Here is a 26616-nt window from a genome sequence, read left to right on the forward strand (position 1 = left end):
TTAATTTTATTTGTTTTTGATGGGACTTTTTATGTCTATTTCCGCTGTGTTAATTGTCAAAAACGAAGCGCACCATTTACGTGAGTGCCTGGAAACGCTGACCTGGGCCGACGAAATCGTGGTGCTGGATGCGGGTAGCCAGGATGACACCTGCGCGATTGCGCGTGAATTTACCGACCATGTGAGCGTTAATGCCGATTGGCAAGGCTTTGGTATTCAGCGCCAGAGGGCGGAAGCCCTGGCAAGCAGTGAGTGGATTTTGATGGTTGATGCTGATGAGCGCGTAACGCCTGAACTGCGCGACAGCATTAAAGATGCTGTTCAGCAGCCGCCTGCTGCCTATAGCGTGAGCCGCCTGTCGTGGTGCTTTGGCCGCTTTATTCGCCACTCTGGCTGGTACCCAGACCGCGTGCTGCGCCTCTACCCGAAACACCAGGCGGGCTATAACGCTGCGCTGGTGCATGAAAAGCTGGTGGTAGAAGCCGGGCTGGCTGAAAAGCCGTTATCCGGTGACCTGCTTCACTACACCTACCGCGACCTGCGCCACTATCTTGAAAAATCTGCGCATTACGCCCAGGCCTGGGCAGAGCAGCGCGCCGCACAGGGGAAAACGGCCACGCTGTGGCAGGGCATTAGCCACGGGCTGGCCTGCTTTCTCAAAATGTATGTGCTTAAGGCGGGGTTTAAAGATGGCAAGCAGGGGCTGTTGTTAGCCCTGCTGTCCGCTCACTCAACCTTCGCTAAGTACGCGGATCTCTGGGTTCGTACGCAGACCTCCGAGAAGCAGCGCTGAGATCTGGTGGGCTGCCGCGTCGAGATCGATGGCGGTCATGTCCTGTGTGTCAGCGCCTGAAGGCGGGCTAAACGCCAGGCGCTTTTCCGCCCGGTTGCAGGTTTGCCAGCGCAGCGGCGTGGCTGAGCGCTTGGCCGGATAAAACCCCGCCGTGGCAATGTCCAGGCAGCCTGCGATATGCAGCGGCCCGGTTGAGCCGGCAATCAGCATATCCGCTCCGCCAAGCTGTAGGGCAAAGGCGTCGACACCTGCGGTGTCGGGGAAGTGGTCTGCTACAACACCATTTGTGGCAAGCTGCTCCCTCAACTCTTGTGCCTGGGGCTGCTCACTGGGGCCAGCGCTGATCAGCCAGCGTAGTGGTAGGTGCTGGCACTGCTGGTGAACTTGAGTGATCAGCGCGGCGTACTGCGCCACCGATAAATTCACAGCCGAGCCGCCGCTGCCAGGATGAACCACCACCACGTGCTCTGAAGCGTCGTTGACCAACGTTTGTCGCTGTTCATAACGCTGCGCGAAATCCATCGGCCAGAAGGGGGGCGAGGGCAGGGTGGAAAGCGTTAGCGAAAGGCGAGCCAGCAGTTCACAGGCCAAATCGACGTTGTACTGGTACTCCGGCTTTGCTGATTGCGAGCGGCGCTGGCGTACCCGTACGTTATAGAACACCTGCGCCCACTTGGTCGCCGGGGCAACGCGCAGCGGAATGCCTGCTTTCATGCCTAGCCAACCAATGCGCGGTGTCGAGAACAGCGTTAGCAGTGCATCGAATTTCGATTGTTTCACGTGAAACAATAGCGCCTGCTGCGCTGCTTTATCGGCCTGGCTGCCAGGGTCGATAATGACCTCATCTACCCATGGGCACGCCTTGGCCAAGGGAGCTGTATAGGCAGGAACCAGCACAGTGACGTGGGGTTCAGGTGTTGCCTGCTTCAAACATGCTAGGGCTGGCCAAGCCAGCATGAAATCTCCAATCTTGTCATTGCGGACCACTAAAATACGAGGTTGCGCAGTCTGGGGATGATTCATGAAGGCTCCTTGGGTGATAATGGTCAACCGTGTCAACGTCATGGCAGAGAGGTATTAGTGGCTCACCATATTATGCAGGTCTGTATGTCCAAAGGGTGGGGCGGACTGGAGATGTACCCGTCGCGTATTATGCCTGAATTGCAGCGCCTGGGAGTGGTGAACCATGGCCTTGCCATCGCCGGGTCGCGTGTCGCCAGCAGTATAGAGGGAACTGGGGCAAGTGTGTTCACGGTGCCGAGTAACGCCCGAGCACTCCTTTCACTACCCGCGTTGCTGGGTTACATAGACCGACACTGTATCGATATCGTGCACTGCCATAAGTCAAGTGACCTGCGTGTTGCGGCACTGCTCAGCCTCTTTCGTCCTCGCTTAAAGCTGTTTTTTACCGAGCATATGGGAGTGACACGGCCCAAGAAAGGTGTGTATCACCGTTTGGCCTATTCGCGGGTAACCAGAGTCTTTTCGATCAGTCGGGCGACCTATCAACGTAACAAGCAGGCATTGCCCGTCTCGGAGGCGCGCCTTCACTGCCTTGGGCTGGGCGTGAACGTGGATGCCTACCAAGGGGCGGTGCACGCCAAATCAGCGCTCGGCCTTCCTGAGGACGGATGTTTGATTGCACTGCCAGGACGTCTGACGCCCGGCAAAGGGCATGAGGTGTGGCTGGAAGCATTGGCATCGTTGGATCGCCAAGCGTTGTGGTATGGCTTGATCATTGGCGGTGTCACTGCCGATGAAGGGGCTGACGAATCATTTGTGGCGGCGATCAAGCAAAAGGTCGCAGCACTTGGTTTGCAAGAGCGCGTCCACTTTCTCGGATTTCGCCAGGACTTACCCGCGCTGCTCCAGGCCATCGATATCGCGTGTATCCCTTCGCGTAATGAAGCCTTTGGGCTGACCGTCATCGAGGCCATGGCTGCCCAATGTGCTGTCGTGGGGGCCAATAGCGGTGCTATCCCTGAATTGATAGACCAGCAAAGAGGTCGCCTGGCCGACCCGCTATCGGCTGAAGAGTGGTCCGTTGCCCTGAAAGAACTGATCGATGCGCCGGAGACCAGGCGGGTGCTGGGTGAAGAGGCGCGTCGATGGGTGGTCGCGCATATGGCGCTCGATGTGCACGCGAAAAAACTGCTGCGTGAATATCAACTGCCCGAGTGATAGCCCGCCACGATGTGAGTGTGCGGGCGTGCACTGGCAAACTTCACCACAGACCGTTCCAGCCGCTGCAAGTTGCCCGCTTGCCATTTGCCTGGCGGGCGCAGGCGGCAGCGGTCGAGATCGATCAGCCAGGGCTTGCCTGCTTCATCCACCAGAATGTTGCGGGCGTTGAGGTCCACGTGGTCCAGGCCTGCTTGGTGAAAACGCTTGATCATTGCGCCAACGCGCTTTAATAGCGCCTCATCAGCCTCGCCATTGGTGAGCAGTGAGGCCAGTGCCCGAGAGCCGGAAATGCGCACGGTCAGCAGTGCCGCCTCATAGGTCAGCCCAAAGCGTGTGACACAGCAGGCCACTGGGCGAGGCACGGGAAGCCCTTGCTCATACAGCGCGGCGGTCAAGCGCACTTCACGAAACGCTCGTGTGCGCTCTGCCCCCAGCCAGACATAGCGTTGCTTGCTGACCTTGGCGATGAGCCCGCCGCGCTGGTAAGGGCGCAGCACCCACTGCTCGTGGTCGCGTGCTTGCAGGAACAGGCTGCTGCCCCGGCCAGGTGCTTCGCCGACTACCAGGCCTTGCGCTTGCCAGTAATCTGACTCGAACAGCGCCGTGCTCAGTGGGTGAGTCGGGGAGGACAGTTGGTGTGATGCGCAGGCGTCACTTAAACTGTCTGCATCATGTAAAATCAGCCCATTTTTCTGCTGGAGTGCCGCTAAGCGCATGAAGCCCTCTCTGCCTGCTCAACCAAACCATATTGCCATTTTGCGCCTCTCCGCATTGGGAGACGTATGCAATCTCGTGCCCACGGTGCGAGCGTTGCAGCGCCAGTGGCCGAACGCGCGCATTACCTGGATTATCGGCAAGGGGGAGCACAGTTTACTGGCCGGGCTTTCCGGGGTCGAGTTCGTCGTGTACGACAAATCGACGGGGCTCTCCGGCATGCGCGCTATCTGGCGCGAACTGGCCGATACCCGCTTCGATGTGCTGCTGCATATGCAGCAGGCCATTCGCGCCAGCGTGCTCTCGCTCGGGCTTAAAGCCAATGTGCGCGTCGGCTATGACAAAGCCCGTGCCAAGGACGCCCAGCACTGGTTTACCCAACACCAGCTAGCCCCCCACGAGAACGCCCATGTGCTGGAGTCGTTCATGGATTTTGCGCGTCTGCTGGGCGTCGAAGACGACCGCCTAGAGTGGAATCTCGCGGTGCCCGCAGTGGCCTATGAGGAAGCCCGCGCTATTAGTGGCGATGCGCCTTATTTGGTGATTAACCCTTGTAGCAACGCGCGGTTGCGCAACTTCCGCAACTGGTCGGTGGAAGGCTACGCCAGCGTGATTGAACACGCGTGGGTGCAGCACGGTCTGAAGAGCGTACTCACCGGTGGCGGCAGCCCGCTTGAGCGGGAAATGGGTGACCATATCGAAGCGCTCTGCCAGTCAGGTAGCGTGATCAACGCCATTGGCAGCACCTCGTTGAAAGGCGTATTGGCGCTGATCGATAACGCCCGCGCGGTGATCGCCCCGGATACGGGTCCTGCGCATATGGGCAACGCCATGGGCACGCCGACGCTTGGCCTTTACGCCACCACCAACCCTCAGCGGGCCGCCCCCTACTTGTGGCGCGATTTTGCCGTCAATGCCTACCCCGATGCGGTACGCACCTACCTGCATAAATCGGTGGACGAGGTGAGCTGGGGGCAGCGAGTACGCCATGCCGATGCCATGGACTTGATCAAGGCTGACGATGTGATTGCCAAGCTAGACGCGCTGCTGGCGCATACCGCAGCGCAGACCACAACAGGACCCTCGGATGAAAGTTGATTTAACCGCCCTGGAACATGCCCGCGTACTGGTGGTAGGCGACGTCATGCTCGACCGCTACTGGCACGGCGGCACCTCGCGGATCTCCCCAGAAGCGCCGGTGCCCGTGGTACGCGTGGAAGATGCCGACGACCGCCCCGGTGGCGCAGCCAACGTAGCGCTCAACGTGGCGTCATTAGGCGGCCATGCGGCACTGGCGGGCGTGGTGGGCGAGGATGAGAATGCCGAGCTGCTCACCAAACGCCTGGCTGCATCTGATGTAAGCACTCACTTTCAGCGCAGTGCCGAGATTCCCACGATCACCAAGCTGCGAGTGATGAGCCGTAACCAACAGTTGCTACGCTTGGACTTTGAGCAGCGCCTCGACAGTGTGGATACCAGCGGCCTGCTGACACAGGTTGAGCAAGCCCTGCCTGAGTGTGACGTGGTGATTTTATCGGACTACGGCAAGGGCACGCTCAACCAAGTGGAGCGGCTGATCGAGATGGCTCGCCACCACGGCAAGCGAGTGCTGATCGACCCCAAGGGCCAAGACTTCACCAAGTACCGGGGGGCCAGCTTGATTACCCCCAACTTAACCGAGTTTGAAGCCGTGGCAGGCCCTTGCGCCACCGACGCCATACTGGCCGAGCGAGGCGAAGCGCTGCGTGCTGAACTTGAGTTAGAAGCGCTGCTGATTACCCGCAGTGAGAAGGGCATGACGCTGATTCGTGAAGGCCAAGCACCGCTGCACCTGCCCACCCGTGCCCAGGAAGTGTTTGATGTCACGGGGGCCGGCGATACCGTGATTGGCCTGATGGGCCTGGCCCTGGCCGCTAACCATGCGCTGCCGGAAGCCATGATGCTGGCCAACTTGGGCGCGGGCCTGGTGGTGGCCAAGCCGGGTACCGCCACGCTCTCCATTGCCGAGCTTTACACCGCGCTGCATGGCGACAAGCTGGCCGAGTTCGGCGTGATCGAGCCAGCGTCTCTGGTCGATGCCGTTCGCGCTGCGCAGCTGCGCGGTGAGCGGGTGGTGATGACCAATGGCTGCTTCGATATTCTCCACGCAGGCCATGTGGCCTACCTGGAGCAGGCCAAGCGCCTGGGTGACCGGCTGGTCGTGGCGGTGAACGATGATGCGTCCATTGGCCGGTTGAAAGGGCCGAAGCGCCCCATCAACCCGTTGAACCGACGGATGCAAGTGCTGGCCGGGCTCGGTGCGGTGGATTGGGTGGTGCCGTTCAGTGACGACACGCCCGCCGCCCTGATTGAGCAAGTACTGCCGGATATCCTGGTTAAAGGCGGCGACTACCGCCCCGAGGATATCGCTGGCGGCAGCGCCGTGATTGCCAACGGTGGCGAGGTGAAAGTGCTGGGCTTTGAAGATGGCGTTTCCACCACGGCGATGATCAGCTCCATTCTGGACCGCGAAAGTTAATGGCAGCCCCCCGCTGGCCACGGCTGGCCTACTCAGCGGCGCTGTATGGCTTAGCGCCGCTGATTGGCTGGCGCATCTGGCGTGAGCAAGTGCCCACTTACTCACGGCTCCAGCGGCTGGGGTTGTGCCTCGAACCGCTGCCGCCCCCACCGCGCATTTGGTTGCACTGTGCCTCGGTAGGCGAGGTACGCGCTGCCCGCCCGCTGATCGAAGGGCTGCTGGCGCGCTTTCCCCACTATAGCCTGCTGTTGACCACCATGACCGCCACCGGTGCCCAGCAGGCGTTGGCGCTGATAGCAGAACAGGGCGCTACCGATCAGCCTCGTCTTGCCCACCGTTTGCTTCCGCTGGATTTCCCCGGCGCGGCCAAGCGCTTTGTGGCCCGCGTACAGCCTGAGCTTGCCATCCTGTTTGAAACCGAGCTGTGGCCCAATCTGCTTCACGCCTGCCACCGGCAGGCGGTGCCTGTTGCAGTGGTCAACGGCCGACTATCGCCCCGCGCGTTTGCCCGCTACCAGCGTCTTCGCCCGCTGATGCAGAGCGCGTTAGCCAACGTGACGTGGCTTGCCGCCAAATCGTCAGAGGACGCTGAGCGCTTTCAAGCACTGGGGTGTGCGGCTGAATCCACCACCGTGGTGGGGTCGCTGAAGTTTGAACAGGTACTGCCTGAAGAGGCGTTGGCGGAAAGTGAGCACTTACTTCAAGCTTGGGGAGAGCGACCCGTCTGGGTCGCGGGCTCGACCCGCGATGGGGAAGAAGCGCTGCTGCTTACGGCCCACCGGCAGTTGCTCAAACGCTTTCCAGACGCACTGCTGGTGCTGGTGCCTCGCCACCCTCAGCGCTTTGACGAGGTGGCGGCACTGTGCGAGCGCGAGGGCTGGAAGGTCAGTCGCCGTAGCCAGCAGCAACCCGTTACACCCGCCACCCAGATTTACCTGGGCGATACGCTGGGCGAGCTGGCGGCGCTGTACGGCGCGGGGAGCGTGGCCTATGTGGGTGGCAGCTTGGTGCCGCTGGGCGGGCATAATGTGTTGGAGCCTGCCGCATTGGGTAAGCCCGTGCTGTGTGGTCCGTCGCTGGAGAACTTCAGCGATGTTGCCGAGCCGCTGTTGGCGGCCAAGGCGCTGACCGTGGTTGATTCCGTAGCAGCGCTTGCAAGCGCCTTGGCAGAGTATATCGCTTGCCCTCAGCGTGCTCGGCAGGCGGGTGAGGCAGGGCAGGCGGTGATCGAAGCCCATCGGGGGGCGCTGTCGCGCACCCTGGATGGGCTTGGCCGCTACTTATAGCGCCGTCCGCTCTACGCCATCAGTCTTGCCCAGCAGCAGTATGTCGGCGCCGCGTGCGGCAAACAGGCCGTTGGTAACCACGCCGACAATGGCATTAATGCGCGCTTCCATCGCCACCGGGTCCTCAATCATAAAGTTGAAGCAGTCGATAATATGGTTACCGTTATCAGTCAGTACCCCTTGGCGATACACGGGCTCTGCCCCCAGCTTGACCAGCTCCCGCGCTACGTAGGAGCGCGCCATGGGAATCACCTCCACCGGCAGCGGAAAGTGGCCTAGCTGTGCCACGTATTTGGAACCATCGGCGATACAGATGAAGCGTTTGGCGCAAGCGGCCACAATCTTTTCACGGGTCAGCGCTGCGCCGCCGCCTTTGATCATGTGTAAGTGAGCATTTACTTCGTCTGCACCATCGATGTAGAAAGGCACGTCGCCCACATGGTTCAGTTCAAACACCTCGATACCCAGGCCTTTCAGCCGTTCGGCACTGGCTTCCGAGCTGGCAACAGCACCTTTAAACCGGTCGCGCAGAGGGCCTAAGCGGTCAATAAACAGATTGGCTGTCGAGCCAGTGCCAATGCCCAGCACCGTGTCTTTATCCAGGTGAGGCTCTATTTCGCGAATGGCGGCATCCGCCACGGCGGCTTTTAGTTCATCTTGTGTCATGATGGTTCCAGTATCAGGAGAGGCAGTCGCCCTTAGTATAACGACCTAATCGCTGGCTGCCGATGGAAACGCCGCTAGACGTTGCCAGTCGTAATCTGCTACCAATAAAGGTTTTGTTCGCACCCGTCAGGGTCACGTCATTTTTCTGGGATGTCAGCATGCTCGAAGCAACCGTCAAAAAGATCCTCCAAGCCCGCGTTTATGAAGCCGCTTGTGAGACACCTATTTCTCCTGCTCCCTTTTTGTCGCGTCGTTTCAACAACCAGATTTTGATTAAACGCGAAGATTTGCAGCCGGTCTTTTCGTTCAAAATTCGCGGGGCCTACAACAAAATGGCTCAGCTAACAGAAGAGCAGAAAGCCAAAGGCGTTATCGCTGCCTCGGCGGGCAACCACGCCCAGGGCCTGGCCATGGCGGCTAAGCTGATGGGCGTGAAAGCGGTCATCGTTATGCCGCGCATCACCCCAGATATCAAGGTTCAGGCGGTGCGTGCCCGTGGGGCGAAAGTGGTGCTAAAAGGCGATGCCTTTGCCGCCGCCGCCGAGCATGCCCAGGAGCTGATCAAAGAGCACGGCTACACCTATATTCCGCCGTTTGACGATATCGACGTAGTGGCAGGCCAAGGCACCATTGGCGTTGAGATTCTGCGCCAGCATAGTGGCCGGTTAGATGCGATTTTTATCCCTGTAGGCGGCGGCGGGCTGATTGCCGGGGTGGCTGCCTATGTGAAGTACCTTCGCCCGGATATCAAAATCATCGGTGTGGAAGCGGAGGATAGCGCCTGCTTGAAAGCTGCGCTGGAAGCCGGTGAGCGCGTGGTGCTGGACCAGGTGGGCGTCTTTGCCGAGGGTGTGGCGGTGGCGCAAATTGGCGAGGTCCCGTTCTCGCTGGTGCGTGACCTTGTTGACGATGTGATCACTGTTAACACCGATGAGATGTGTGCCGCGGTGAAAGATATTTTTGAAGATACCCGCGCCGTCGCTGAAACTTCGGGCGCACTCTCGTTAGCGGGCCTTAAAAAGTATGTGCAGCAAACTGGTGCAGAAGGCGAGACGCTGCTGTGTATTAACTCTGGCGCCAACACCAACTTCGACCGCTTGCAGCATATTGCCGAGCGCACCGAGTTGGGTGAGCAGCGCGAAGCCATTCTGGCCGTCACCATTGCAGAAAAACCCGGCAGCTTTAAGAAATTCTGTCGCACGCTGGGCAAGCGTATGGTCACCGAGTTTAGCTACCGCTACGCCGATGATAGCGAAGCGCATATCTTTGTGGGTGTGCAGGTCAAGCCTGGTGGGGAAGATCGCCAAGCAGTAATTGATAAACTGCGTGAGGGTGGTTATCAGGTAGAAGACTTAACCGATAACGAGTTGGCGAAACTGCATATTCGTCACTTAAGCGGTGGCCGCCCCAGCGAACGTTTTGAAGAGGAGCTTTACCGCTTCGAGTTTCCTGAACGTCCTGGCGCATTGATGAACTTCTTAACTCAGCTGCCACACGACTGGAACATTTCGCTGTTTCACTACCGTAACCACGGGGCTGCCTATGGCCGCGTTCTGGTGGGCATGCAGGTGCCCAGTGAAGATCGTACCCATGTTGCGGAGTATTTAGACGCGATTGGCTACCGCTACTGGCAAGAGAGTGATAACCCCGCTTACCGGCTCTTTATGGCGTAACACTATGTAAGTGCTTACTAACGGTGCATGCCAGAGCTGCTAGGCAGAGAGGTGTTTGTTGAAACGTTTAATTAAGGGGTCAAAATAGTGCTATTAGCAGTTGTCATTGAGCCCCTTATGGCCCTATAGTCGTGAGCGAAATTAGTGAAGTGGGTCATCTTCTCAAAATGAAAAACTTGGTGACGCACTAAGGGCATTTGGCAACTGTTAAACACGTTGGAGAAGAGGCATGCGGCGTAGAAAGCCTGATATGGTGATGGCGTTAACAGTGGTGTTTTTACTGGGTGTATTAGCCACTGGATATGCACAGGCGCTGTCGGGGAGTTAACCAACGGTTAACAGCAGCGTACTAAGTGCTAACGCTATACCTGCTAGGTGAACACATAAAACGGGCTGATCATTTTGATCAGCCCGTTTTTGTTGGTCGAACGACGCCAATATCGCTCACCACCGCATTGAGAGGGATATCCCAAGGCTCAACAGGCAGCGTATCCACCTGCTGGCAGGCATGGGCCACACCAATCAGTGCGGGGGCTGGCCCAGGTCGACGCATAAACGCCAAGCTGCGGTCATAAAATCCGCCCCCCATGCCCATACGGTTAGCCTGCTGATCAAAACCCACCAACGGCACGATCAGTGTGTCCAGCGCCCACGCGGGCAGCCGGTTGCGGCGCTGGGCAGCAAAGCGCGGGCAGGGCTCGGCAATGCCAAAGCGGTTTTTGACCATAGGCGTGGTATCGCCGTAGGCCACAAACCAAAGGCTGTTGGCGCTAAAAGGGCGTAGTACAGGCAAGTAGATCGCCACCCGGCGCTGGCGCAGCCAAGGAATTAACGGCGTGGGGTCGATCTCACCGTTGACCGGCAGATAAAGACTAATACGCTTGGTGCGGCGGATTTCAGGAAGCTGTTTTAAACGCTGGCAAAGTGCCAGAGCCGCCTGCTTTTGCTGTTCGGCGGTGAGAGTGCGGCGTCGGCGTTTGAGTTCGCGACGTAGCGCAGATTTGTCGTTGGGTAAGGTGTGAGTCATAACGCGGAAGGTCATTACAAAGTGTTCCCCAGAATGCCGCTGTCGTTCTGGCCCTGAACCTACTGGTTCAGGTGGGTGGCCGCAGCCAAACCGTCAGGCTTTCCGACGCACGGACATGCACACGGGTCTGGCTAGCATTTGGCCCCCTGGGTACTGCGCATAGGCTCGAGGGACTATAACGACTGGCGTACATCCCAGAGAACACCGCTATCCTAACAGAGCCGCCGCTAATGCCAAAGTATCGGTTGAAGATGTTGAAGGGCTTAAGGCTCTTTGCGCGGCCGAGTGCCCGCAAGTGCTCGCTCAAGCCGATCATTTAAGCGGTTGAGGTTGGCTTCTCCGGCGCGGTGCTCATCCAGCGCTTCCAGCAGCTCGTGGGTAATATTTAGCGCCGCCATAATCGCGATACGCTCGCTGCCCAGCACGCTGCTTTGGGCATGAATGCCGTGCATGGCGCGGTCCAAATAGCGAGCAGCGCGTTCAAGCTGGACTTCTTCGCCCGTGTCGCAGGCAATCATATAGCTGCGACCCAGTAGGGTGATCTCTTTCGTTGGCCGCTTTGCGTTACTCATCAATGGCTCCAGCACGGGCCAGCAAGGGGCCCGATGCGTTAACATCACTACATAGGAAGGATAGACGGGGTTCACTATAAGAGAGCCGCTTGTGCGGGGTCAACGCGCAGGCTCGCCCGCCTATCCTCGTGGTCTTATCTTTACACTGTATAAAGCGAGCATGAATCATGTCATTGATTGACGAGCGCCAGGAATTTTCTGACATAGCGGATGTATTTTTACTTCACGGTAGTATGCAGTCTCCTGCGTTTTTGGATGGACGGCTGTGCGGCTTATTGGCTCTGCGCGACGTGACGGCCGAGGCGTGGCTGGAAGAAGTGTGTCTCAGTTTGGGGGTAGAGCAACCCCGTGACCCGGCCAGCGCCGAGCGGCTGCTAGGCTGGCGTCGTCAAACCCTAGAAGCGCTGAGCGCCAGCGACCTGAACTACGCGCCATTACTTCCCGATGAGCTGTTCTCTTTGGCAGAGCAGGCCCAAGGGCTGAAAGAGTGGACGCTTGGCTTTATGGAAGTAGTGGATGAGGTGGCCGATGACACCCTTCGGGAGCGCTGGTCGCAAACGCTGAAAGAAGCGATTGATGATCTGGAGGGCCTTGGCCAGATGGAGACCGATATCGACGATAGCACGGAAAACGAGAACGACCTGTTTGCTTTAACCGAGCATGCCCGAATGGCGGCCATGTTGCTGTACACCGAACAGCACCCGGGTAAGCCACAGGTAGAGCAAACCGACGCCCCCGTTCATTGAACCCACTTCACGCTTGCATAGGAGCCGTTATGCTCACGCCACTGCCTCGCCCTGCTGCTATTCAACCAGACGAGTATCGTCGGCGCCGAGAAGCGCTGATGGCACAGCTGCCAACCAGCGCCGCGCTGGTGGTGCCTGGGGCGTCGCTCGTCACCCGCTCCCACGACAGCGAATACCCTTTTCGCCAGCAGAGCGACTTCTACTATCTAACGGGCATTCAAGAGCCTGACGCGCTGCTGGTACTGCTACCAAGCCGCGCTGAAGGGCAAAGTGTAGTGTTCTGCCAAGACCGCGACCCCACTATGGAAGCCTGGACCGGCCGACGACTAGGAGCGCAGGGCGTTGTCAGCCTGCATGGTATCGACCAAGCGTTCGAGAACGCTGAGCGCGACGACCTGCTGCCAGAGCTGTTGGATGGCCGTGAGCTGCTCTATGCGCCGCTGGATAACCCCGACGCGGTTAGCATCGCTGAAGAGGCGCTTGCCCATGCCCAAGCGGGCATGCGCCGAGGCAAGCCCGCACTAAAAGGCTGGCTGGATAGCCGTCCACTGATTCACGAGATGCGCCTCATCAAAAGCCCCGCTGAAATTGCTTTGCTGCGTCACGCAGCAGCCATTTCAGCCCAGGCCCACGTACGCGCTATGCGCACCTGCCAAGCCGGGCTAAGTGAGTACCAGCTTCAGGCCGAGCTGGAGCACACTTTTGTGTGGCACGGCGCTAGCGGGCCTGCCTACGGCACGATTGTGGGCGGCGGCGCCAATGCCTGTGTACTGCACTATATTGAGAACAGTGATGTGCTGGAGGAGGACACGCTGGTACTGATTGACGCTGGTGCAGAGTTTGATCTCTATGCGGGCGACATCACGCGCACCTTCCCGGTGAGTGGGCGCTTTGATGATGCTCAACGGGCGCTTTACCAAGTGGTGTTAGATGCCCAGGTGCGTGCGGTGGATGCCATTGCGCCTGGCGCTACGCTAGCGGACATCCATCAGGGCGTGGTGCATGACCTTACGGTTGGCCTGATTGAGCTGGGGCTTTTAGAGGGAGACGTTCAGGCGCGCATTGATGACGAAAGCTATCGGCGCTTTTACCTCCATTCCACTTCTCACTGGTTAGGGTTGGATGTACACGATGTGGGCACCTACCGCTTGGACGAAGCGACGCCGCGCCTGCTTGCCCCAGGCATGGTGCTTACCGTGGAACCTGGGCTCTATATCCCTGATGAAGACGATATTCCCGCTGCCTATCGCGGTATTGGCATTCGTATTGAAGATAACGTTGTGGTTACCGAACAGGGGCATGACATTCTCACTGATGGCGTGCCGAAACAGGTAGACGAAATAGAGCAGTTGATGGTTAAAAAATAACCAGCAAAAACGGTCTGTTTTTTTGTTTATGTAAACTACGTTACGAAATTACGTTTAGCCAAGGTGCTTATAATGTAAGTGCGTTATATAAGCGCGTATTGTGAAGAGGAGAAGCCAATGCATGGGGCAGAACAGGTAACGCCTGCACAGCAGCAGTCGCCCACCCATGACATCGTGATTGTGGGCGGTGGGCTGGTGGGTGCCAGCTTGGGCTGTGCATTGGCACCGCTGATTGAGCGCTATGGCTGGCGCGTCGCCATCATTGAGGCCAATGCGCTACCGCAGAGCGCCGAGGAAACGACGTGGCAGCCAAGCTTTGATGCCCGCGCCAGCGCCATTGCTGAAGGCTCGGCACAGCGCTTTCGACAGCTAGGCGTGTGGGAAGCGATGCAGGTCGAGGCCACACCGATTAATCGTATTCATATCAGCGAGCGGGGCCGTTTGGGCGCGACGCGTCTTAATGCACAAGAGCTAGGCGTCGCTGCCTTGGGTCACGTGATACCCAACGCTTGGATGGGACGCGTGTTGCATCAGAAGCTGCAGCAATTACCGATTGAGTGGCACTGCCCAGCCACGGTGGCACAGATGACTCCCACGGCCAGCGGCCACCATTTGCGGCTTTCCGATGGCAGCGAGCTAACGGCCGCGCTGACCATTTTGGCCGATGGCGGCCGCTCGGGGCTGAAGGAACAGCTAGGGATTGCTAGCCGCCGCCACTCCTATGAGCAGACGGCGGTCATTGCCCATGTGGGCATTAGCCAGCCCCATCAAGGGATTGCTTACGAACGCTTTACCTCCGAGGGACCCATCGCGCTGCTGCCACTGCCGGGGCAGGCTATGGAGCTGGTCTGGACCCATGCCAGCGGTAGCGAGCAGGCACGATTATCGCTACCGGATCATGCCTTCTTGAGCCAGCTTCAGCAGGCGTTTGGCGACCGAGTCGGGCGCTTTACCCGCATTGGCCAGCGGTTTAGCTATCCGCTTTCGCTGGTGACTGCAGAAGAGCCTGTGCGCCCCGGCTTAGCCGTGCTGGGCAATGCGGCCCATGCGTTGCACCCGGTAGCTGGCCAGGGCTTCAATTTAGCGCTGCGTTCGGTGATGGATTTGGTTGAAGCGCTCTCCCAAGGTGCTCAGCAGCAGCGCTCCTTGGGAGATATGAGCACGTTGCAGGCGTTTGAGCGCCGCCGCGCCCAAGACCGCGCCAATGTGATCCGCTTTAGTGACGGCTTAGTGCGGCTGTTTGGTTACTCATTGCCGCTGCTGCCCCACGCCCGTGGCGCTGGGTTGATCGGCCTTAATTTGATTGGCCCGCTGCGCCGTGGCTTGGCACGCCGCGCGATGGGCCTGGAGCGCTGACGCTCTTATCCAGTGCCCTCAATGACCCAAGCCAAGGAGTGTTATGACAACGCAATCACAAGCAGCTAAGCCGCCCGTCACGCGTTTCGATGCGGTAATTGTTGGCGCGGGTATGGTGGGCGCTGCGCTGGCCGGGCTACTGGCAGAAGCGGGAATGCAGGTGGCGCTGGTGGAAGCCAAGGCATCGCCGCTGCGCCTGGATGACGTCGCTGGCGAGATTCCTGCCCCCCGCGTTAGCGCGCTGACCCCGGTGTCCCAACGGCTGCTCACGCATTTGGGCGTATGGCCCGCCATGGCGGCGGCAAGGGTAACGCCTTACCGCTATATGCAGGTGTGGGATGCTGAGGGTAGTGGCCATATTCACTTCTCGGCGGACGAAGCGGGCACCGCCGTGCTTGGCCATATTGTGGAAAACGATGTCACGCAGGCCGCGCTGAATGAGCAAACTGCTAAGCAGCCGACCCTGACACGCTTCGATGGCATCAGCGTGTCGGCACTGCAAACCACGGCCAGCGGCCGCTGGCTGGTACTGGAGGACGGTAGCCAGCTACAAACGCCGCTGGTGATCGCTGCCGACGGCGCACGCTCTGCCTTGCGAGAGCTAGCAGGCATCTCGGTGGCGGAGGAGTCCATGGAGCAAGAGGCGGTTGTCACCACGGTGCGCTGCGCACAGTCCCACGGCGCTACCGCTCGCCAAGCCTTTATCGGTGGTCGTCCGATGGCTTTCTTACCGCTCACTGTCAATGGAGATGATCGCTTCTGTTCCATTGTATGGTCCACAACGCCTGAGCATGCCAGTGAACTCACCGCTTACTCTGCTGAGGCACTGGGGAAGGCGCTTGGCGAGGCTTTCGACCATCGCCTGGGCGATGTCATGCCCGTGGATAGCGCCTATCGGTTTCCGCTGGTGCAGCGCCACGCCCAGCATTATGTGCAGCCCAACTTTGCTCTAGTAGGCGATGCCGCCCATAGCATTCATCCGCTGGCCGGGCAGGGCGTTAATTTGGGATTAATGGACGCGGCGGTATTAGCCGAAGAGGTGGTGGCGGCATGGCACCGGGGTGCCCCTTGGGGTAGCTTGGCCACGCTGAGTCGCTATGAGCGCCGTCGGCGCTTGGATAACACGGCCATGCTGGGCTTAATGAAAGGCTTTAAGGTACTGTTTGGCAGCCATCAGCCAGTGTTTACGCTGGCGCGCAACCTGGGGATGAGTGGCATGAACCAGCTCGTGCCGCTTAAGCGTGTGGTGATGCGGCAGGCGACCGGAGAGCGGGGCCGCCTGCCGGCGTCGTGCCGCTAGCTAGCCGCGGCGGCGATCCACCACGTTCAGCGCTTTCAGCAGGTTAAGGGCTTCGCTGAGCTGGTAGTCGTCGCGCAGCCGCTGAGACATGGCGGCGCGCTCGGGAGGCATGTCGCTTTGGCTACCGAGGTGTCCGTCCAGGTCCGCCTCACGAATGGCGCGTCGTGCCTCCGCCACTTCCAGGCGGCCACGTACCACCTCGACATCCGGCTCGATGCCTTGCGCCTGAATCGAGCGGCCATTCGGGGTGTAGTAAAGGGCGGTAGTGAGCTTCAAACCTTCGCCATTGCCCAACGGCATGATCTGCTGTACCGAGCCCTTACCAAAGCTTTCAGTGCCCATGATGACGCCCCGGCGCTGGTCTTGCAGAGCGCCTGCGACAATTTCAGCCGCTGATGCGCTGCCGCTGTTGATTAGCACCACGAGCGGTATGTCGCCAGCGGGCGTATCCGGAGAGGCAGAAAACGACATTTCGGTATCCGAGAGTCGCCCTTCGGTATACACAATCAGCCCTTCATCTAGAAAGAGATCCGTCACTCCGACCGCCGCCTGAAGAACGCCACCGGGGTTATTACGCAGATCCAGAATTAAACCTTCCAGCGGCTGATCGCGCATCATGCGCTCAATGGCTTGGCGCGCCTGTTCGGGGGTACGTGACTGAAACTGGCTGATACGCAGGTAGCCGTAGCCTGGCTCCAGCGTTTCATGTTTGACACTCTCACTGCGGATCACTTCGCGGGTGAGCGTGAACTCTCGGGGCGACTCTTCACCTGAGCGCAAAATAGTTAAACGCAGTGGCGTGCCGGGTTCGCCGCGCATTAAGTTGACGGCTTCCTGCAGCGATAGGCTATCGGTGGGGGTGCCATCGATGGCGACGATAATATCCTGAGACAGCAGGCCGGCCCGTGAAGCGGGCGTGTCATCAATGGGCGTGACGACCATCAGTTGGCCATTCTGGGTGCCCACTTCAATGCCGATACCGCCAAACTCACCTTGGGTAGACTCTCGCAGGCTCTGATACTCCTCCTCGTCTAAATAGGCCGAGTGAGGGTCTAGCTCGTTGAGCATGCCGCGCATGGCATTGCGCAGTAAGGTGCGGTCATCCACTTCTTCTACATAGCCGCGTTTGATGCGCTCGAATACTTCCGCGAAGGTTTGTATCTCTTCTAGTGGCAGGTCGTCGGCAACGCTGTTCGCCGGTTGGGCTGCCAAGGGTAGCGGAGCAGCCAGCAGCGCGAGCGGAAGCAGGGTAGCCAAGAAGCGCTTGGCAGGGGCCGATACCTCGGTAACAGATAGCGTCATGCGGACTCCGCTAGGCGAAAGGCAGCGCCAGCCGCGCTGCTCAGGTTGAGACGTTCATCATAAAGCCACTATCACCAGCTTATCCCGTCAACGGCGCGCAATCCAACGTTGCGGATTAATTGGTTCGCCGCTGTGGCGCACCTCAAAGTAAAGCGAGGGGCTGGCTTGGCCGCCGCTACTGCCTACACGGCCAATTTCATCGCCACGGCTCACTTGCTGCCCCGGGCGGGCGCTGAACTGCTGCAAGTGGGCGTAGAGCGTCATGATCTGGTCACCGTGGTCGATGATCAATAAGTTACCGAACCCTCGCATCCAGTCGGCAAACACCACACGGCCTGAATGAACCGCCGTGACTGCCGTGCCTTCGCTGGCCTGAATCACGATGCCGTTGTAGTGAACCCCGTTCCGCCGCTGAAAGCTGGCGGTGATGCTGCCTTGCACGGGCCAAGGCAAATCGCCTTGGGTGCGGGTGATGTTGGTGGTAGGCGTGGGCTCTGCCAGCCGCGCCAGTTCGGCTTGAATCGCGCGGAGCTGCTGCTCGGCCTGTTCGCGGCTCTGGCTGAGATCGGCCAGGCGGTCGGCTTCGCTCTCGTAACGATCATCCAGCGTGGTCACGACGCTGCGCCGCTCCTCGGTACGGCGGGCCAGCAGCGCGCTTTGCGCTTCCAGTTCGTCCGCCAGGGCATCCAGCCGGGTCTGGCGCTCGGCCAGCGCCTGCTCGGTATCCACAAGCGCGGTATCCAGACGGGCGATATCGGTCAAGCGCTGCTGGCGCGCCTGTGTTAGCCGGTTTAAGTAGGCCTGCATGCGGTCAAGTTCAGCGGGATCGCTTTGGTTGAGCAGCAGCTTCAGCTGGGGCGTTGGCCCCAGCCGGTAAAGCGCGGCAAGCTGCTGACCTAGCGCGGCGTACTGGGCATCGCGTTCACCCTCTAAGCGTTCGCGGTGCTGGCGTAGCTGGGTGGTTTCATCGGCGAGCTGGCGTCGCTCGGCCTGTAGCTGGTCCAGCCGCTGGTGGGTCTGGGCCAGCTCTGTTTCCACTTCCCTTAGCTCTTGCTGGGCGCTGTTCCGCGCTTGGCCGGTGGCACTCAGCCGCTCGGCCATGGCGTCAATCTGTTGACCGAGGGCATCGAGCTGCTCTCTGGCGGCCTGCTCGTCCTGTTGTGCCATCGCCGTCGACGAATAGCCCAGCATTAGCAAGGCCGTCGTTAATAAGGCCGTTCGAGCTAGCTGTTGCCACATGGGCATTACTCGAAGCGCAGCAGCGGAGTTCCGGTCATCGCCTCAGGCTGTGGCTGATTCATCATGGTCAGCAGCGTGGGGGCAAGATCGCACAGGCGGCCATCTTCGAGCTGGGCGGCGCGCTCACCAACGTATACTAGCGGCACCACAAAGGTGGTGTGGGCAGTTTGCGGTGCACCGGTTTCCGGGTGAACCATCTGCTCGGCATTGCCGTGGTCGGCAGTGATCAGGCAGGCACCGCCCGCGCGCTCAATCGCTTCCACCACGCGGCCAACGCAAATATCGACGGTCTCAATCGCTTTCACGGCGGCGTCGAAATCCCCAGTGTGGCCTACCATGTCGCCATTGGCGTAGTTGCACACCATGAGATCGAAACGGCCGCTATCAATGGCTTCTACCAGCTTGTCGGTAATCTCATAGGCGCTCATTTCCGGCTTTTCGTCGTAGGTTTTCACATCACGAGGCGACGGCACCAGGATGCGCTCTTCACCTTCGTACTCAGCTTCGTTACCGCCGGAGAAGAAGAACGTCACGTGGGGGTACTTCTCTGTTTCGGCAATCCGCAGTTGGGTGAGGCCGCGCTTAGCGACCACTTCGCCTAGGGTGTCGGTTAAGTCGGTGGGCGGAAACGCGGCTGGCGCGGCGATGTCCGCTGCGTAACGCGTCATCATGACCAAGCCATCACCGGCAAGCGTTGGGCGCGCACGGCGCTCAAAGCCGGTGAACTCTGCATCGGTGAAGGCGCGGGTCAGCTCACGAGCGCGGTCGGAGCGGAAGTTTAGGAATATCGCTGCGTCGCCATCTTGTAATGTGATGGCGTTACCGTTAACCGGCACGCTGGTCGCCGCCACAAATTCGTCAGTTTCGCCGCGCTGGTAGGCGTCGCGTAGTCCGCTTTCCGCGCTGGTGGCGGTGTAATCGGCGTGGCCGTCGGTGAGCAGGCGGTAGGCTTGCTCAATGCGCTCCCAGCGGTTGTCGCGGTCCATGGCGAAGAATCGACCAATGATGGAAGCCACAAAACCGTTATCGGCCCCGACCAGTTCTGAAAGGCGGGCGTTGGCGCGCTCGATAGACGCCAGTGCGCTTTGCGGCGGCATATCCCGGCCATCTAGAAAGGCGTGCACGTAGATGCGCTGGGCACCGCGCCGCGCTGCCAGCTCGGCCATGGCGATAAAGTGGTCTTCGTGGCTGTGGACACCGCCTGGAGAGAGCAGGCCCAGCAGATGCACGGCACGGCCATTGGCGACTGCTGCGTCGATGGGCTTGGTGAGCACCTCGTTGGTATCCAGGTCGCCATCTTCAATGGCTTTGGTGATGCGCGTGAAGTCTTGGTAAACGATACGCCCGGCACCCAGGTTCATATGGCCGACTTCGGAGTTGCCCATCTGGCCGTCGGGTAGCCCCACATGACGGCCATCGGTATGCACGAAGGCGTGAGGGCGGTTAGCCCACAGTGCGTCCATCACTGGGGTATTGGCCGCAGCGACAGCGTTGTGGGCGTTGTCGGGGTTGTGGCCGTAGCCGTCTAGGATAATCAGCGCAACGGGGCGCGGTGCAGGTGTTGTCATTGAAAATTCCCTCGTATTTGAGTCAGCCAAGCGACATGAGGTGCAGTTTGAAACGCTGGTGAGGGCGGCTCAGCCAGTTTTCAGACAACACCTGATAATCGGGGTCGCGACAGGCGCGCGCTTGGGGCATCATAACGCAGGCAGCCGTCGGGCGTCATGGCCTGCGCGGTATGCCCTGTGACGTGTATACTTGTCGCGTTTCTGAGGGCGGTTAGGCCGCTTTTTTCTGCATAGACCAAGAGATTGTGTTCGCGATGATCGATCAGCTGTTCGAATTCGTAATGAACCACCCCCTCCTCGTGGGGGCATTTTTGCTGGTGCTCATAGCGTGGATTGTTTATGAAACGCGTAGCGCCTCCTCGAATGCGGTGTCCTCTACCCAGGCCACTCAGCTCATCAACCGCGAAGACGCGGTGGTGCTGGACATTCGTGAGAGCAAAGACTTCAAAGCCGGACATATCGCTGGCGCTCGCAACATTCCCCAAAGCAGCCTGGATAGCCGCATGAACGAGCTGGAGAAAGTGAAGAGCCAGCCGATCATCGTGGTGTGCAAGCATGGTCAAAGTTCGGGCGCTGCCCAGGCAAAGCTTGCCAAAGCCGGGTTTGAGCGGGCAATGAAGCTGCGCGGCGGCATGATGCAGTGGCAGTCGGATGGCCTTCCGGTGGTTAAGAAGTAAACGAGAGCATAAGTAGCTGCGCAGCTGCGCATATTTTTATTGGATGAACAATTAGGAGTATCCCATGGCGGAAGATAACAACACCCCGCAGGCAGGCGCCGCAGAAGGCGAAAAGCCCCAGCTGAAATTCTCTTTACAGCGTATTTACGTGAAAGACATTTCCTTTGAAGCGCCGAACTCTCCTTCTGTGTTCAAGCAGGCGTTCAAGCCGAAGGTGAATCTGGACCTGAACACCACCAGCCAGAAAGTGGCCGACGACCAGTATGAAGTGGTCGTCAAAGTGACCGCGCAGGTCAACGACAGCGAAACTGGCACCACCTCGTTTTTGGCAGAAGTCGAGCAGGCGGGCCTGTTCCGTATTTCCGGCATCGAAGGCGCACAGCTTGAGCAAACGCTGGGTGCGTTCTGCCCTAACCTGCTGTTCCCGTACGCCCGTGAGTGTGTTGACAACCTGGTCAACCGTGGAGGTTTCCCGCCGCTGATGCTGGCGCCGGTCAACTTCGAAGCCATGTACGCCCAGCGCAAGCAGCGCGAAGCGCAGCAGGCAAGCCAAGCGGCTGAGAACACGCACTAAGCTATGTCGGGTTCGTTAAACGCCGCTGGTTGGATCGCGCTACACGGCAAAATGCCGCGCCTCTATGTGCCTACTGAGCTGTCAGCGGGCGCTACCTTAACGCTACCTGAGGGCCCTGCTAAGCACGTTACCCGCGTGCTGCGCATGGGCGAAGGCGCGCCGCTGATCTTGTTTGATGGCGCAGGCCAAGAGGCGGGTGTTCGGCTGGCGGAGGTGGGGCGTAAGCACACCACTGTTACTGTTGAGGCGGTGTGGTCAGGCAGTGGCGAGTCGCCGCTGGCGGTGCATCTTGGGCAAGCGATTTCCAAGGGCGACCGCATGGATTACGCCATTCAAAAAGCCGTTGAGCTTGGTGTGGCGGCGATTACCCCGCTGTATACCGAGCGGGGCGATGTGCGTTTGAAAGGCGACCGCGAAGAGAAAAAGCTGGCGCACTGGCAGGCCGTGGCGGCCAGTGCCTGTGAGCAGAGCGGCCGGGCAGTGGTGCCGCCTGTTCACCCTCCGCAGGCGTTAGGTGAGTGGCTGGCCGAGCGCCAAGAGCCGCTGCGCTTGATGCTGCACTTAGCGACAGGTAACGGCTTTGCTCAGCCAGAGCGGCCCGCGTCCGCCGCGCTGTTGATTGGCCCAGAGGGTGGCTTAAGCGATACGGATATTCAGGCCGCTATCGCCAGCCACTTTACGCCACTGACGCTGGGGCCACGGGTGCTACGCACCGAAACGGCTCCTGTGGTCGCGCTCACGCTGCTGCAGCACCACTTCGGCGATTTGTAAGCGCTTACTATCAAACCGCTGCCGTGTTTGTTGCGGCGGCGGTTTTTTTGTACCCAGCGCTGGCGTCATTCGACGCCGCTTTGCCTTGCCTAGGCAAGGTACCATAATGAAGATCTACTTCTTGTAAGGACGGCACCCATGGTCCGTGAGTCACACTCCACCCCCCGATCCGCCAGCGATGCATCTGCCCAACTGGGCGATGTGGCCTATTTAACCGTGACGGCGGTGAACAGTACCGGAGCCTTTCTGCGTTGGGGGCAGCCCAAAGACGTGCTGCTGCCCTATAGCGAGCAGCGCTTTCGCCCCGACCCCGGCAAGCGGGTGCTGGTGATGCTGTATAGCGACGACCAGGGGCGGCCGGTCGCTACCATGCGTCTTGACCGTTTTTTGACGGACGATGCCTGGGCGCTAGAGAAGGGCGACGAAGTCGATGTGGTGGTGGCCGACCGCACGGACTTAGGCATGAAAGTAGTGGTCAATCACCGCTACTGGGGGCTGATCTATCAGGACGATATTACCCAACCTCTGCGCCGTGGGCAGTCGCTGAAAGGCTTTGTGAAACAGCGCCGCGAGGATGGCCGCGTGGATATCTCACTGCTACCGCCCGGCGCGGCCCGCCTGGATGTGGTGGGTGATAAAGTGCTGAAAGCGCTGCGTGAGAGCGGCGGCTATCTGCCTCTAGGTGATAAAAGCTCGGCGCACGATATCAAAACCCGCTTGGGGGTTAGCAAGAGCGCTTTTAAGCAGGCGATTGGCCGTCTCTATAAGCAGCAGCTAATCACTCTGGCGCCAGATGCGATCCGCCTAGTGCCCGGTGCGCTCTCCGACCCGGCGGATCAATAGCCGCGGTTGGAGCCGTGCCTGCAGTGCGGCATACTGATGACTTATTGATCCTGCATGGACTGTATTTCGATGAGCCAATCAACGTTGCATCTCGGTGTGGTGATGGATCCCATCAGCGACATCGCGTACAAGAAAGACACCACCTTAGCCATGCTGTGGGCCGCTCAAGAGCGCGGCTATACGCTGCACTACATGGAGCAGGACGACCTGTTCTTACAGGCGGGCAAAGCCTACGCGCGGATGCGTCCACTCACCGTGCACCGTAACCCAGAGCACTGGTACGACCTGGGCGAGGCGATTCAGCGTCCGTTGGCCGAGCTGGATGTGGTGCTGATGCGGAAAGACCCGCCGGTGGATGCGGAGTTTATTAACGCGGTGCATCTGCTGGGCTTTGCCGAGCGCGAGGGCGTGCTGGTGGTAAACCCCACTGCTGCGCTGTTGCAGTGTAATGAGAAGCTCTTTGCCCAGCAGTTTCCCCAGTGCTGCGCGCCGACGGTCGTCGCGAGCCGCGATGATGTGCTACGCGCCTTTCATGCCGAGCACGGCGATGTGATCTTCAAGCCGCTCGACGGCATGGGCGGCACGGGCATTTTTCATATCGGCCCCGATGGCCGCAATATTGGCGCGGTGATTGAGCAACTGACGCTGCGTGGCCAGCGCCAAATCATGGCTCAGCGCTACCTGCCGGAAATCAAGGATGGCGATACGCGGATTCTCTTGGTCGATGGCGAACCGGTGCCGTTTGGCCTAGCGCGAATCCCTTCGGCGGGTGAAACCCGCGGCAATCTGGCCGCAGGTGGTCGCGGTGTGAGCCGCGAACTGACCGAGCGCGACCACTGGTTGATCCAGCAGGTGCAGCCAATGATTCGCGAGAAAGGCCTGATGTTTGTCGGCCTGGATGTCATCGGTGATTACATTACCGAGATCAACGTCACAAGCCCCACCTGTGTTCGTGAGATCGACGATCAGCGCGGCACCGATATTTCCGGAATGCTGTTAGACGCTATCGAACGTCGCTTGGCCTAATCGGTGAACGTTCTATTCGCCAAATGACGTAAGGCTTGCCGAGCCATCGGCAAGCCGTAGGAGACGCATGCAAAGCTTAAAACACCACTTTTTGATGGCGCTGCCCCACATGGAAGACCCTAATTTCACGGGCAGCCTGATTTATTTATGTGACCATGACCACAATGGCTGTATGGGCGTGATTGCCAACCGCCCGCTGGAAATTACCCTGGATGCGCTGTTTGAGCAGCTTTCACTCGGCGGTGACGACAGCCCCCACCGCAATGCGCCGGTCTACTACGGCGGCCCCATGCATAAAGATCGCGGCTTTATTCTTCACGTTGGCGACAGCCAAGCGTGGGACTCCAGCATCCAGGTGGAAGATGGCATTGCGCTCACTACCTCCATGGATATTCTCCAAGCGCTGGCGGATGGCACTGGCCCCGAACACTTTCTGGTGTGCTTAGGCTGTGCAGGTTGGGAAGTGGGTCAGCTAGAGGATGAGCTGAAAGAGAACGCCTGGCTAACGGTAGAGGGCCAAAGCAGCGTGCTGTTTGATACGCCTCCAGCCGAGCGCCTTACGGCCGCTGCCGGTATTCTCGGGATTGATTTAAACCTAATGACGCGCAACGCAGGGCATGCATAAGCGTGGGGCTGGATGAGGCGTAAGTGGTATGGCAGATAACGGGCAGCGCCTGATCTTGGCGTTTGATTTTGGAACGCGGCGCATTGGCGTCGCCGTGGGTAACGAGCTGCTGCACAGTGCGCGGGAGCTGACGCCGCTGCCCGCGCGTGACGGCATTCCTGACTGGAACGTGGTCACACGCCTTATTGAAGAGTGGCAGCCAGATCTGTTCGTCGTCGGCTTGCCGCTCAATATGGATGGAACTGAGTCGCTTATGAGTACCCGGGCGCGTAAGTTCGGCAATCGCCTGCATGGCCGCTACGGCAAACCCTGTGAGATGGTCGATGAGCGTGGCTCGACTCAAGAAGCCAAGCGGATTGCCCACACGGCGGGCCACCGAGGTAACTACCGAGAAGAGAGCGTAGACGGTATTGCCGCGGTGTTAATTTTGGAAGGTTGGTTCGCCCACCAGGAAGGCCTTCCTGGCGGACGGAGCGCTTACTAATCCACCGCCGTATTAACGGTCCAGGGTGCCAGTTTGGGAAGGCACGAACCAGCGGACCGGGCGCAGGTCTTTCTCAATCAGGTCATCCACTTTTAGCAGCGTGGCAAAAATCGCCATCCGCATGGGAATGCCATTATCGGTTTGGCGGAAAATCGCCAGCCGCGGATCGCCGTTCAAATCGACGTTCAAATCATTAGCGCCTGGGCGGCTATCGCGGGGAAGCGGGTGCATCACGATCGTGCTTTGGCTACAGCGCTGGTCAAGAAAATCACGGTTGACCATAAAGACGTCGGAAAGCCCCTGGAAACTCTCGTTCATTTCATCCGTAAAGCGCTCTTTCTGAATGCGGGTGGTGTACACCACATCTAAATCGGCAAAGTCACTGGCCAATGAGTCGCGTTGCTCAATACGATGCCCGCGAGAAGCCACTAGATCAATTAAGTAAGAAGGCATCTCCAGCCCTGGTGGTGACACCAGCGTAATACGCAGCGGGTCATAGAGTGACAGCAGCTTAATCAGCGAATGCACCGTGCGGCCGTATTTCAAATCACCGGTCAGCAGAATATGCGCACCGCTTAAGCGTTTGCCTAATCGCTGAAACTCTTTATCAATCGTATAAAGGTCCAGCAGGGCTTGGCTTGGGTGCTCGCCTGGGCCATCGCCACCATTAATGACGGGCACATGGGTGGCGGCGGCGAATTCGGCTACCGAACCTTGGTCTGGGTGACGCATCACAATCGCATCGCAGTAGCCGCTCATTACACGGCTGGTGTCGTAAAGCGACTCGCCCTTGGCCATGGACGAGAAGGTAAAGCCTGTGGTGTCGCACACGCTTCCCCCCAGCCGGCAGAACGCGGCATTAAAGCTCACCCGTGTGCGAGTGCTCGCTTCAAAAAACAGGTTGCCCAACACTGCACCTTCCAACACCCGCGTGACTTGGCGACGGCTAGCAATCGGCTCCATGCGTGCCGCCACGCGTAATAAGTGATCAACGCTCTCGCGGCTTAATGAATCGACAGTTAATAGGTGCTGGCTCATCATGGACCTCATCTTTAGTGGGCGTGGGTGAAGGTGGCAGTTATATAAAGTGCTAAGTGTAACCGCCAAACTAGACGTGCCGAAGCGGTTTCCATTGCTCTATAGAAGAGGGCAAGTAAGGCGGCAGAGACTTTTTTCGACTATTTGATAATTAGCTCTTGCCAACCCGGCCGCGAATCCGTAAAGTACGCATCCGCTGCCGGGGACGCCCAGCGTTACCAGCGGTGAATGAGGTTGAAAAACCTCTGGTTTGTCAGGAAGTTAGAG

26 protein-coding genes and 1 other RNA gene are annotated in these 26616 nt (G+C 59.2%); 17 read left to right on the top strand and 10 right to left on the bottom strand.

Annotation, left to right across the window (positions count from 1 at the left end):
• Window positions 1–31: 31 nt before the first annotated feature.
• Complete coding sequence (locus BMY49_RS06480; RefSeq protein WP_062372240.1) at window positions 32–793, top strand: glycosyltransferase family 2 protein; 762 nt, start codon at window positions 32–34, stop codon at window positions 791–793.
• On the opposite strand, the gene BMY49_RS06485 is transcribed toward BMY49_RS06480, so the two are convergent.
• Window positions 731–1816 (bottom strand): glycosyltransferase family 9 protein, encoded by a 1086-nt coding sequence (locus BMY49_RS06485; RefSeq protein WP_074211235.1) that lies wholly within the window; start codon window positions 1814–1816, stop codon window positions 731–733. The two genes, BMY49_RS06480 and BMY49_RS06485, sit on opposite strands and share 63 nt — an antisense overlap.
• Window positions 1817–1900: 84 nt before the next feature.
• On the opposite strand from BMY49_RS06485, the gene BMY49_RS06490 reads away from it, so the two are divergent.
• Complete coding sequence (locus BMY49_RS06490; RefSeq protein ID WP_167359357.1) at window positions 1901–2974, top strand: glycosyltransferase family 4 protein; 1074 nt, start codon at window positions 1901–1903, stop codon at window positions 2972–2974.
• Here BMY49_RS06490 and BMY49_RS06495 read toward each other — a convergent pair.
• Window positions 2959–3693 (bottom strand): 3-deoxy-D-manno-octulosonic acid kinase, encoded by a 735-nt coding sequence (locus BMY49_RS06495; protein WP_089675228.1) that lies wholly within the window; start codon window positions 3691–3693, stop codon window positions 2959–2961. The two genes, BMY49_RS06490 and BMY49_RS06495, sit on opposite strands and share 16 nt — an antisense overlap.
• On the opposite strand from BMY49_RS06495, the gene BMY49_RS06500 reads away from it, so the two are divergent.
• From BMY49_RS06500 to waaA, 3 genes are read left to right on the top strand one after another with little or no spacing between them, the layout of a single operon-like run.
• A complete protein-coding gene (locus BMY49_RS06500; protein ID WP_074211234.1) occupies window positions 3692–4789 on the top strand; it encodes a glycosyltransferase family 9 protein in 1098 nt (365 codons plus the stop codon). The genes BMY49_RS06495 and BMY49_RS06500 overlap by 2 nt on opposite strands.
• Entirely contained in the window at window positions 4779–6209 is a 1431-nt protein-coding gene (gene hldE, locus BMY49_RS06505) for a bifunctional D-glycero-beta-D-manno-heptose-7-phosphate kinase/D-glycero-beta-D-manno-heptose 1-phosphate adenylyltransferase HldE (protein WP_089675229.1), read from the top strand. The genes BMY49_RS06500 and hldE overlap by 11 nt, the downstream gene beginning before the upstream one ends.
• A complete protein-coding gene (gene waaA, locus BMY49_RS06510; RefSeq protein ID WP_089675230.1) occupies window positions 6209–7495 on the top strand; it encodes a lipid IV(A) 3-deoxy-D-manno-octulosonic acid transferase in 1287 nt (428 codons plus the stop codon). The genes hldE and waaA overlap by 1 nt, the downstream gene beginning before the upstream one ends.
• Here the strand turns inward: waaA and rpiA are convergent.
• Window positions 7490–8161, bottom strand: a complete 672-nt coding sequence (gene rpiA / locus BMY49_RS06515) for a ribose-5-phosphate isomerase RpiA (RefSeq protein WP_089675231.1) — start codon at window positions 8159–8161, stop codon at window positions 7490–7492. The genes waaA and rpiA overlap by 6 nt on opposite strands.
• Window positions 8162–8319: 158 nt before the next feature.
• On the opposite strand from rpiA, the gene ilvA reads away from it, so the two are divergent.
• Entirely contained in the window at window positions 8320–9834 is a 1515-nt protein-coding gene (gene ilvA / locus BMY49_RS06520; RefSeq protein WP_044628548.1) for a threonine ammonia-lyase, biosynthetic, read from the top strand.
• 406 nt (window positions 9835–10240) lie between these two features.
• Here the strand turns inward: ilvA and BMY49_RS06525 are convergent, their stop codons facing one another.
• The 3 genes from BMY49_RS06525 to BMY49_RS06535 form a co-directional block, all read right to left on the bottom strand.
• Window positions 10241–10861: a 5-formyltetrahydrofolate cyclo-ligase gene (locus BMY49_RS06525; protein WP_082051408.1), complete on the bottom strand. Its 621-nt coding sequence runs from the start codon at window positions 10859–10861 to the stop codon at window positions 10241–10243.
• A 21-nt stretch (window positions 10862–10882) separates the two neighbouring features.
• Window positions 10883–11065, bottom strand: a non-coding RNA gene (gene ssrS, locus BMY49_RS06530) — 6S RNA.
• Between the two features lie 59 nt (window positions 11066–11124).
• The gene (locus tag BMY49_RS06535; protein ID WP_044628546.1) at window positions 11125–11433 is read right to left on the bottom strand and encodes a cell division protein ZapA; all 309 of its coding nucleotides are present in this window, start codon (window positions 11431–11433) and stop codon (window positions 11125–11127) included.
• A 167-nt stretch (window positions 11434–11600) separates the two neighbouring features.
• Between BMY49_RS06535 and BMY49_RS06540 the strand changes: the two genes are divergently transcribed.
• From BMY49_RS06540 to BMY49_RS06555, 4 genes are all read left to right on the top strand, one after another.
• Entirely contained in the window at window positions 11601–12179 is a 579-nt protein-coding gene (locus BMY49_RS06540; protein WP_044628545.1) for a UPF0149 family protein, read from the top strand.
• A 29-nt stretch (window positions 12180–12208) separates the two neighbouring features.
• Window positions 12209–13546 carry a Xaa-Pro aminopeptidase gene (pepP, locus tag BMY49_RS06545; RefSeq protein ID WP_058577297.1) on the top strand — a complete coding sequence of 446 codons (1338 nt, stop codon included), beginning with the start codon at window positions 12209–12211 and terminating at the stop codon, window positions 13544–13546.
• A gap of 117 nt (window positions 13547–13663) precedes the next feature.
• The gene (ubiH, locus tag BMY49_RS06550; RefSeq protein WP_044628543.1) at window positions 13664–14902 is read left to right on the top strand and encodes a 2-octaprenyl-6-methoxyphenyl hydroxylase; all 1239 of its coding nucleotides are present in this window, start codon (window positions 13664–13666) and stop codon (window positions 14900–14902) included.
• A 43-nt stretch (window positions 14903–14945) separates the two neighbouring features.
• On the top strand, window positions 14946–16202 hold the full coding sequence (locus BMY49_RS06555; protein WP_089675232.1) for a UbiH/UbiF/VisC/COQ6 family ubiquinone biosynthesis hydroxylase: 1257 nt from the start codon (window positions 14946–14948) through the stop codon (window positions 16200–16202).
• Here the strand turns inward: BMY49_RS06555 and BMY49_RS06560 are convergent, their stop codons facing one another.
• From BMY49_RS06560 to gpmI, 3 genes are all read right to left on the bottom strand, one after another.
• Complete coding sequence (locus BMY49_RS06560; RefSeq protein WP_044628541.1) at window positions 16203–17504, bottom strand: S41 family peptidase; 1302 nt, start codon at window positions 17502–17504, stop codon at window positions 16203–16205.
• Window positions 17505–17591: 87 nt separating this feature from the next.
• Window positions 17592–18749 (bottom strand): murein hydrolase activator EnvC family protein, encoded by a 1158-nt coding sequence (locus tag BMY49_RS06565; protein ID WP_074211229.1) that lies wholly within the window; start codon window positions 18747–18749, stop codon window positions 17592–17594.
• The gene (gpmI, locus tag BMY49_RS06570; RefSeq protein WP_074211228.1) at window positions 18749–20311 is read right to left on the bottom strand and encodes a 2,3-bisphosphoglycerate-independent phosphoglycerate mutase; all 1563 of its coding nucleotides are present in this window, start codon (window positions 20309–20311) and stop codon (window positions 18749–18751) included. The genes BMY49_RS06565 and gpmI overlap by 1 nt, the downstream gene beginning before the upstream one ends.
• Before the next feature lie 254 nt (window positions 20312–20565).
• On the opposite strand from gpmI, the gene BMY49_RS06575 reads away from it, so the two are divergent.
• The 7 genes from BMY49_RS06575 to ruvX all read left to right on the top strand — a co-directional run bounded on the left by BMY49_RS06575 (window position 20566) and on the right by ruvX (window position 25311).
• Window positions 20566–20988 carry a rhodanese-like domain-containing protein gene (locus tag BMY49_RS06575; protein ID WP_062361468.1) on the top strand — a complete coding sequence of 141 codons (423 nt, stop codon included), beginning with the start codon at window positions 20566–20568 and terminating at the stop codon, window positions 20986–20988.
• 64 nt (window positions 20989–21052) lie between these two features.
• The gene (gene secB, locus BMY49_RS06580) at window positions 21053–21562 is read left to right on the top strand and encodes a protein-export chaperone SecB (RefSeq protein WP_044628537.1); all 510 of its coding nucleotides are present in this window, start codon (window positions 21053–21055) and stop codon (window positions 21560–21562) included.
• 3 nt (window positions 21563–21565) lie between these two features.
• A complete protein-coding gene (locus BMY49_RS06585; RefSeq protein ID WP_074211226.1) occupies window positions 21566–22333 on the top strand; it encodes a 16S rRNA (uracil(1498)-N(3))-methyltransferase in 768 nt (255 codons plus the stop codon).
• 138 nt (window positions 22334–22471) lie between these two features.
• A complete protein-coding gene (locus BMY49_RS06590) occupies window positions 22472–23176 on the top strand; it encodes a CvfB family protein (protein ID WP_062361463.1) in 705 nt (234 codons plus the stop codon).
• A gap of 69 nt (window positions 23177–23245) precedes the next feature.
• A complete protein-coding gene (gshB, locus tag BMY49_RS06595) occupies window positions 23246–24202 on the top strand; it encodes a glutathione synthase (RefSeq protein WP_044628534.1) in 957 nt (318 codons plus the stop codon).
• Between the two features lie 67 nt (window positions 24203–24269).
• Complete coding sequence (locus BMY49_RS06600) at window positions 24270–24827, top strand: YqgE/AlgH family protein (protein ID WP_089675233.1); 558 nt, start codon at window positions 24270–24272, stop codon at window positions 24825–24827.
• Window positions 24828–24855: 28 nt separating this feature from the next.
• A complete protein-coding gene (ruvX, locus tag BMY49_RS06605; protein WP_044628532.1) occupies window positions 24856–25311 on the top strand; it encodes a Holliday junction resolvase RuvX in 456 nt (151 codons plus the stop codon).
• 12 nt (window positions 25312–25323) lie between these two features.
• Here ruvX and pyrB read toward each other — a convergent pair whose 3' ends face one another.
• Window positions 25324–26349 (bottom strand): aspartate carbamoyltransferase, encoded by a 1026-nt coding sequence (gene pyrB / locus BMY49_RS06610; protein ID WP_089675235.1) that lies wholly within the window; start codon window positions 26347–26349, stop codon window positions 25324–25326.
• Between the last annotated feature and the right edge of the window lie 267 nt (window positions 26350–26616).

The sequence above is a fragment of the Vreelandella aquamarina genome, from assembly GCF_900110265.1.
Lineage (GTDB): Bacteria > Pseudomonadota > Gammaproteobacteria > Pseudomonadales > Halomonadaceae > Vreelandella > Vreelandella aquamarina.

Bases quoted from the DNA above. Each gene is read 5' to 3' on its own strand.
- waaA (WP_089675230.1), top strand. From the start codon at position 6,209: ATGGCAGCCCCCCGCTGGCCACGGCTGGCCTACTCAGCGGCGCTGTAT.
- BMY49_RS06480 (WP_062372240.1), top strand. From the start codon at position 32: ATGTCTATTTCCGCTGTGTTAATTGTCAAAAACGAAGCGCACCATTTA.
- BMY49_RS06555 (WP_089675232.1), top strand. From the start codon at position 14,946: ATGACAACGCAATCACAAGCAGCTAAGCCGCCCGTCACGCGTTTCGAT.
- BMY49_RS06600 (WP_089675233.1), top strand. From the start codon at position 24,270: ATGCAAAGCTTAAAACACCACTTTTTGATGGCGCTGCCCCACATGGAA.
- BMY49_RS06590 (WP_062361463.1), top strand. From the start codon at position 22,472: ATGGTCCGTGAGTCACACTCCACCCCCCGATCCGCCAGCGATGCATCT.
- BMY49_RS06575 (WP_062361468.1), top strand. From the start codon at position 20,566: ATGATCGATCAGCTGTTCGAATTCGTAATGAACCACCCCCTCCTCGTG.
- BMY49_RS06565 (WP_074211229.1), bottom strand. From the start codon at position 18,749: ATGCCCATGTGGCAACAGCTAGCTCGAACGGCCTTATTAACGACGGCC.
- BMY49_RS06540 (WP_044628545.1), top strand. From the start codon at position 11,601: ATGTCATTGATTGACGAGCGCCAGGAATTTTCTGACATAGCGGATGTA.
- gshB (WP_044628534.1), top strand. From the start codon at position 23,246: ATGAGCCAATCAACGTTGCATCTCGGTGTGGTGATGGATCCCATCAGC.
- BMY49_RS06490 (WP_167359357.1), top strand. From the start codon at position 1,901: ATGTCCAAAGGGTGGGGCGGACTGGAGATGTACCCGTCGCGTATTATG.
- BMY49_RS06585 (WP_074211226.1), top strand. From the start codon at position 21,566: ATGTCGGGTTCGTTAAACGCCGCTGGTTGGATCGCGCTACACGGCAAA.
- secB (WP_044628537.1), top strand. From the start codon at position 21,053: ATGGCGGAAGATAACAACACCCCGCAGGCAGGCGCCGCAGAAGGCGAA.
- BMY49_RS06500 (WP_074211234.1), top strand. From the start codon at position 3,692: ATGAAGCCCTCTCTGCCTGCTCAACCAAACCATATTGCCATTTTGCGC.
- BMY49_RS06560 (WP_044628541.1), bottom strand. From the start codon at position 17,504: ATGACGCTATCTGTTACCGAGGTATCGGCCCCTGCCAAGCGCTTCTTG.
- BMY49_RS06525 (WP_082051408.1), bottom strand. From the start codon at position 10,861: ATGACTCACACCTTACCCAACGACAAATCTGCGCTACGTCGCGAACTC.
- ruvX (WP_044628532.1), top strand. From the start codon at position 24,856: ATGGCAGATAACGGGCAGCGCCTGATCTTGGCGTTTGATTTTGGAACG.
- gpmI (WP_074211228.1), bottom strand. From the start codon at position 20,311: ATGACAACACCTGCACCGCGCCCCGTTGCGCTGATTATCCTAGACGGC.
- BMY49_RS06535 (WP_044628546.1), bottom strand. From the start codon at position 11,433: ATGAGTAACGCAAAGCGGCCAACGAAAGAGATCACCCTACTGGGTCGC.
- pyrB (WP_089675235.1), bottom strand. From the start codon at position 26,349: ATGAGCCAGCACCTATTAACTGTCGATTCATTAAGCCGCGAGAGCGTT.
- ilvA (WP_044628548.1), top strand. From the start codon at position 8,320: ATGCTCGAAGCAACCGTCAAAAAGATCCTCCAAGCCCGCGTTTATGAA.
- pepP (WP_058577297.1), top strand. From the start codon at position 12,209: ATGCTCACGCCACTGCCTCGCCCTGCTGCTATTCAACCAGACGAGTAT.
- hldE (WP_089675229.1), top strand. From the start codon at position 4,779: ATGAAAGTTGATTTAACCGCCCTGGAACATGCCCGCGTACTGGTGGTA.
- BMY49_RS06495 (WP_089675228.1), bottom strand. From the start codon at position 3,693: ATGCGCTTAGCGGCACTCCAGCAGAAAAATGGGCTGATTTTACATGAT.
- ubiH (WP_044628543.1), top strand. From the start codon at position 13,664: ATGCATGGGGCAGAACAGGTAACGCCTGCACAGCAGCAGTCGCCCACC.
- BMY49_RS06485 (WP_074211235.1), bottom strand. From the start codon at position 1,816: ATGAATCATCCCCAGACTGCGCAACCTCGTATTTTAGTGGTCCGCAAT.
- rpiA (WP_089675231.1), bottom strand. From the start codon at position 8,161: ATGACACAAGATGAACTAAAAGCCGCCGTGGCGGATGCCGCCATTCGC.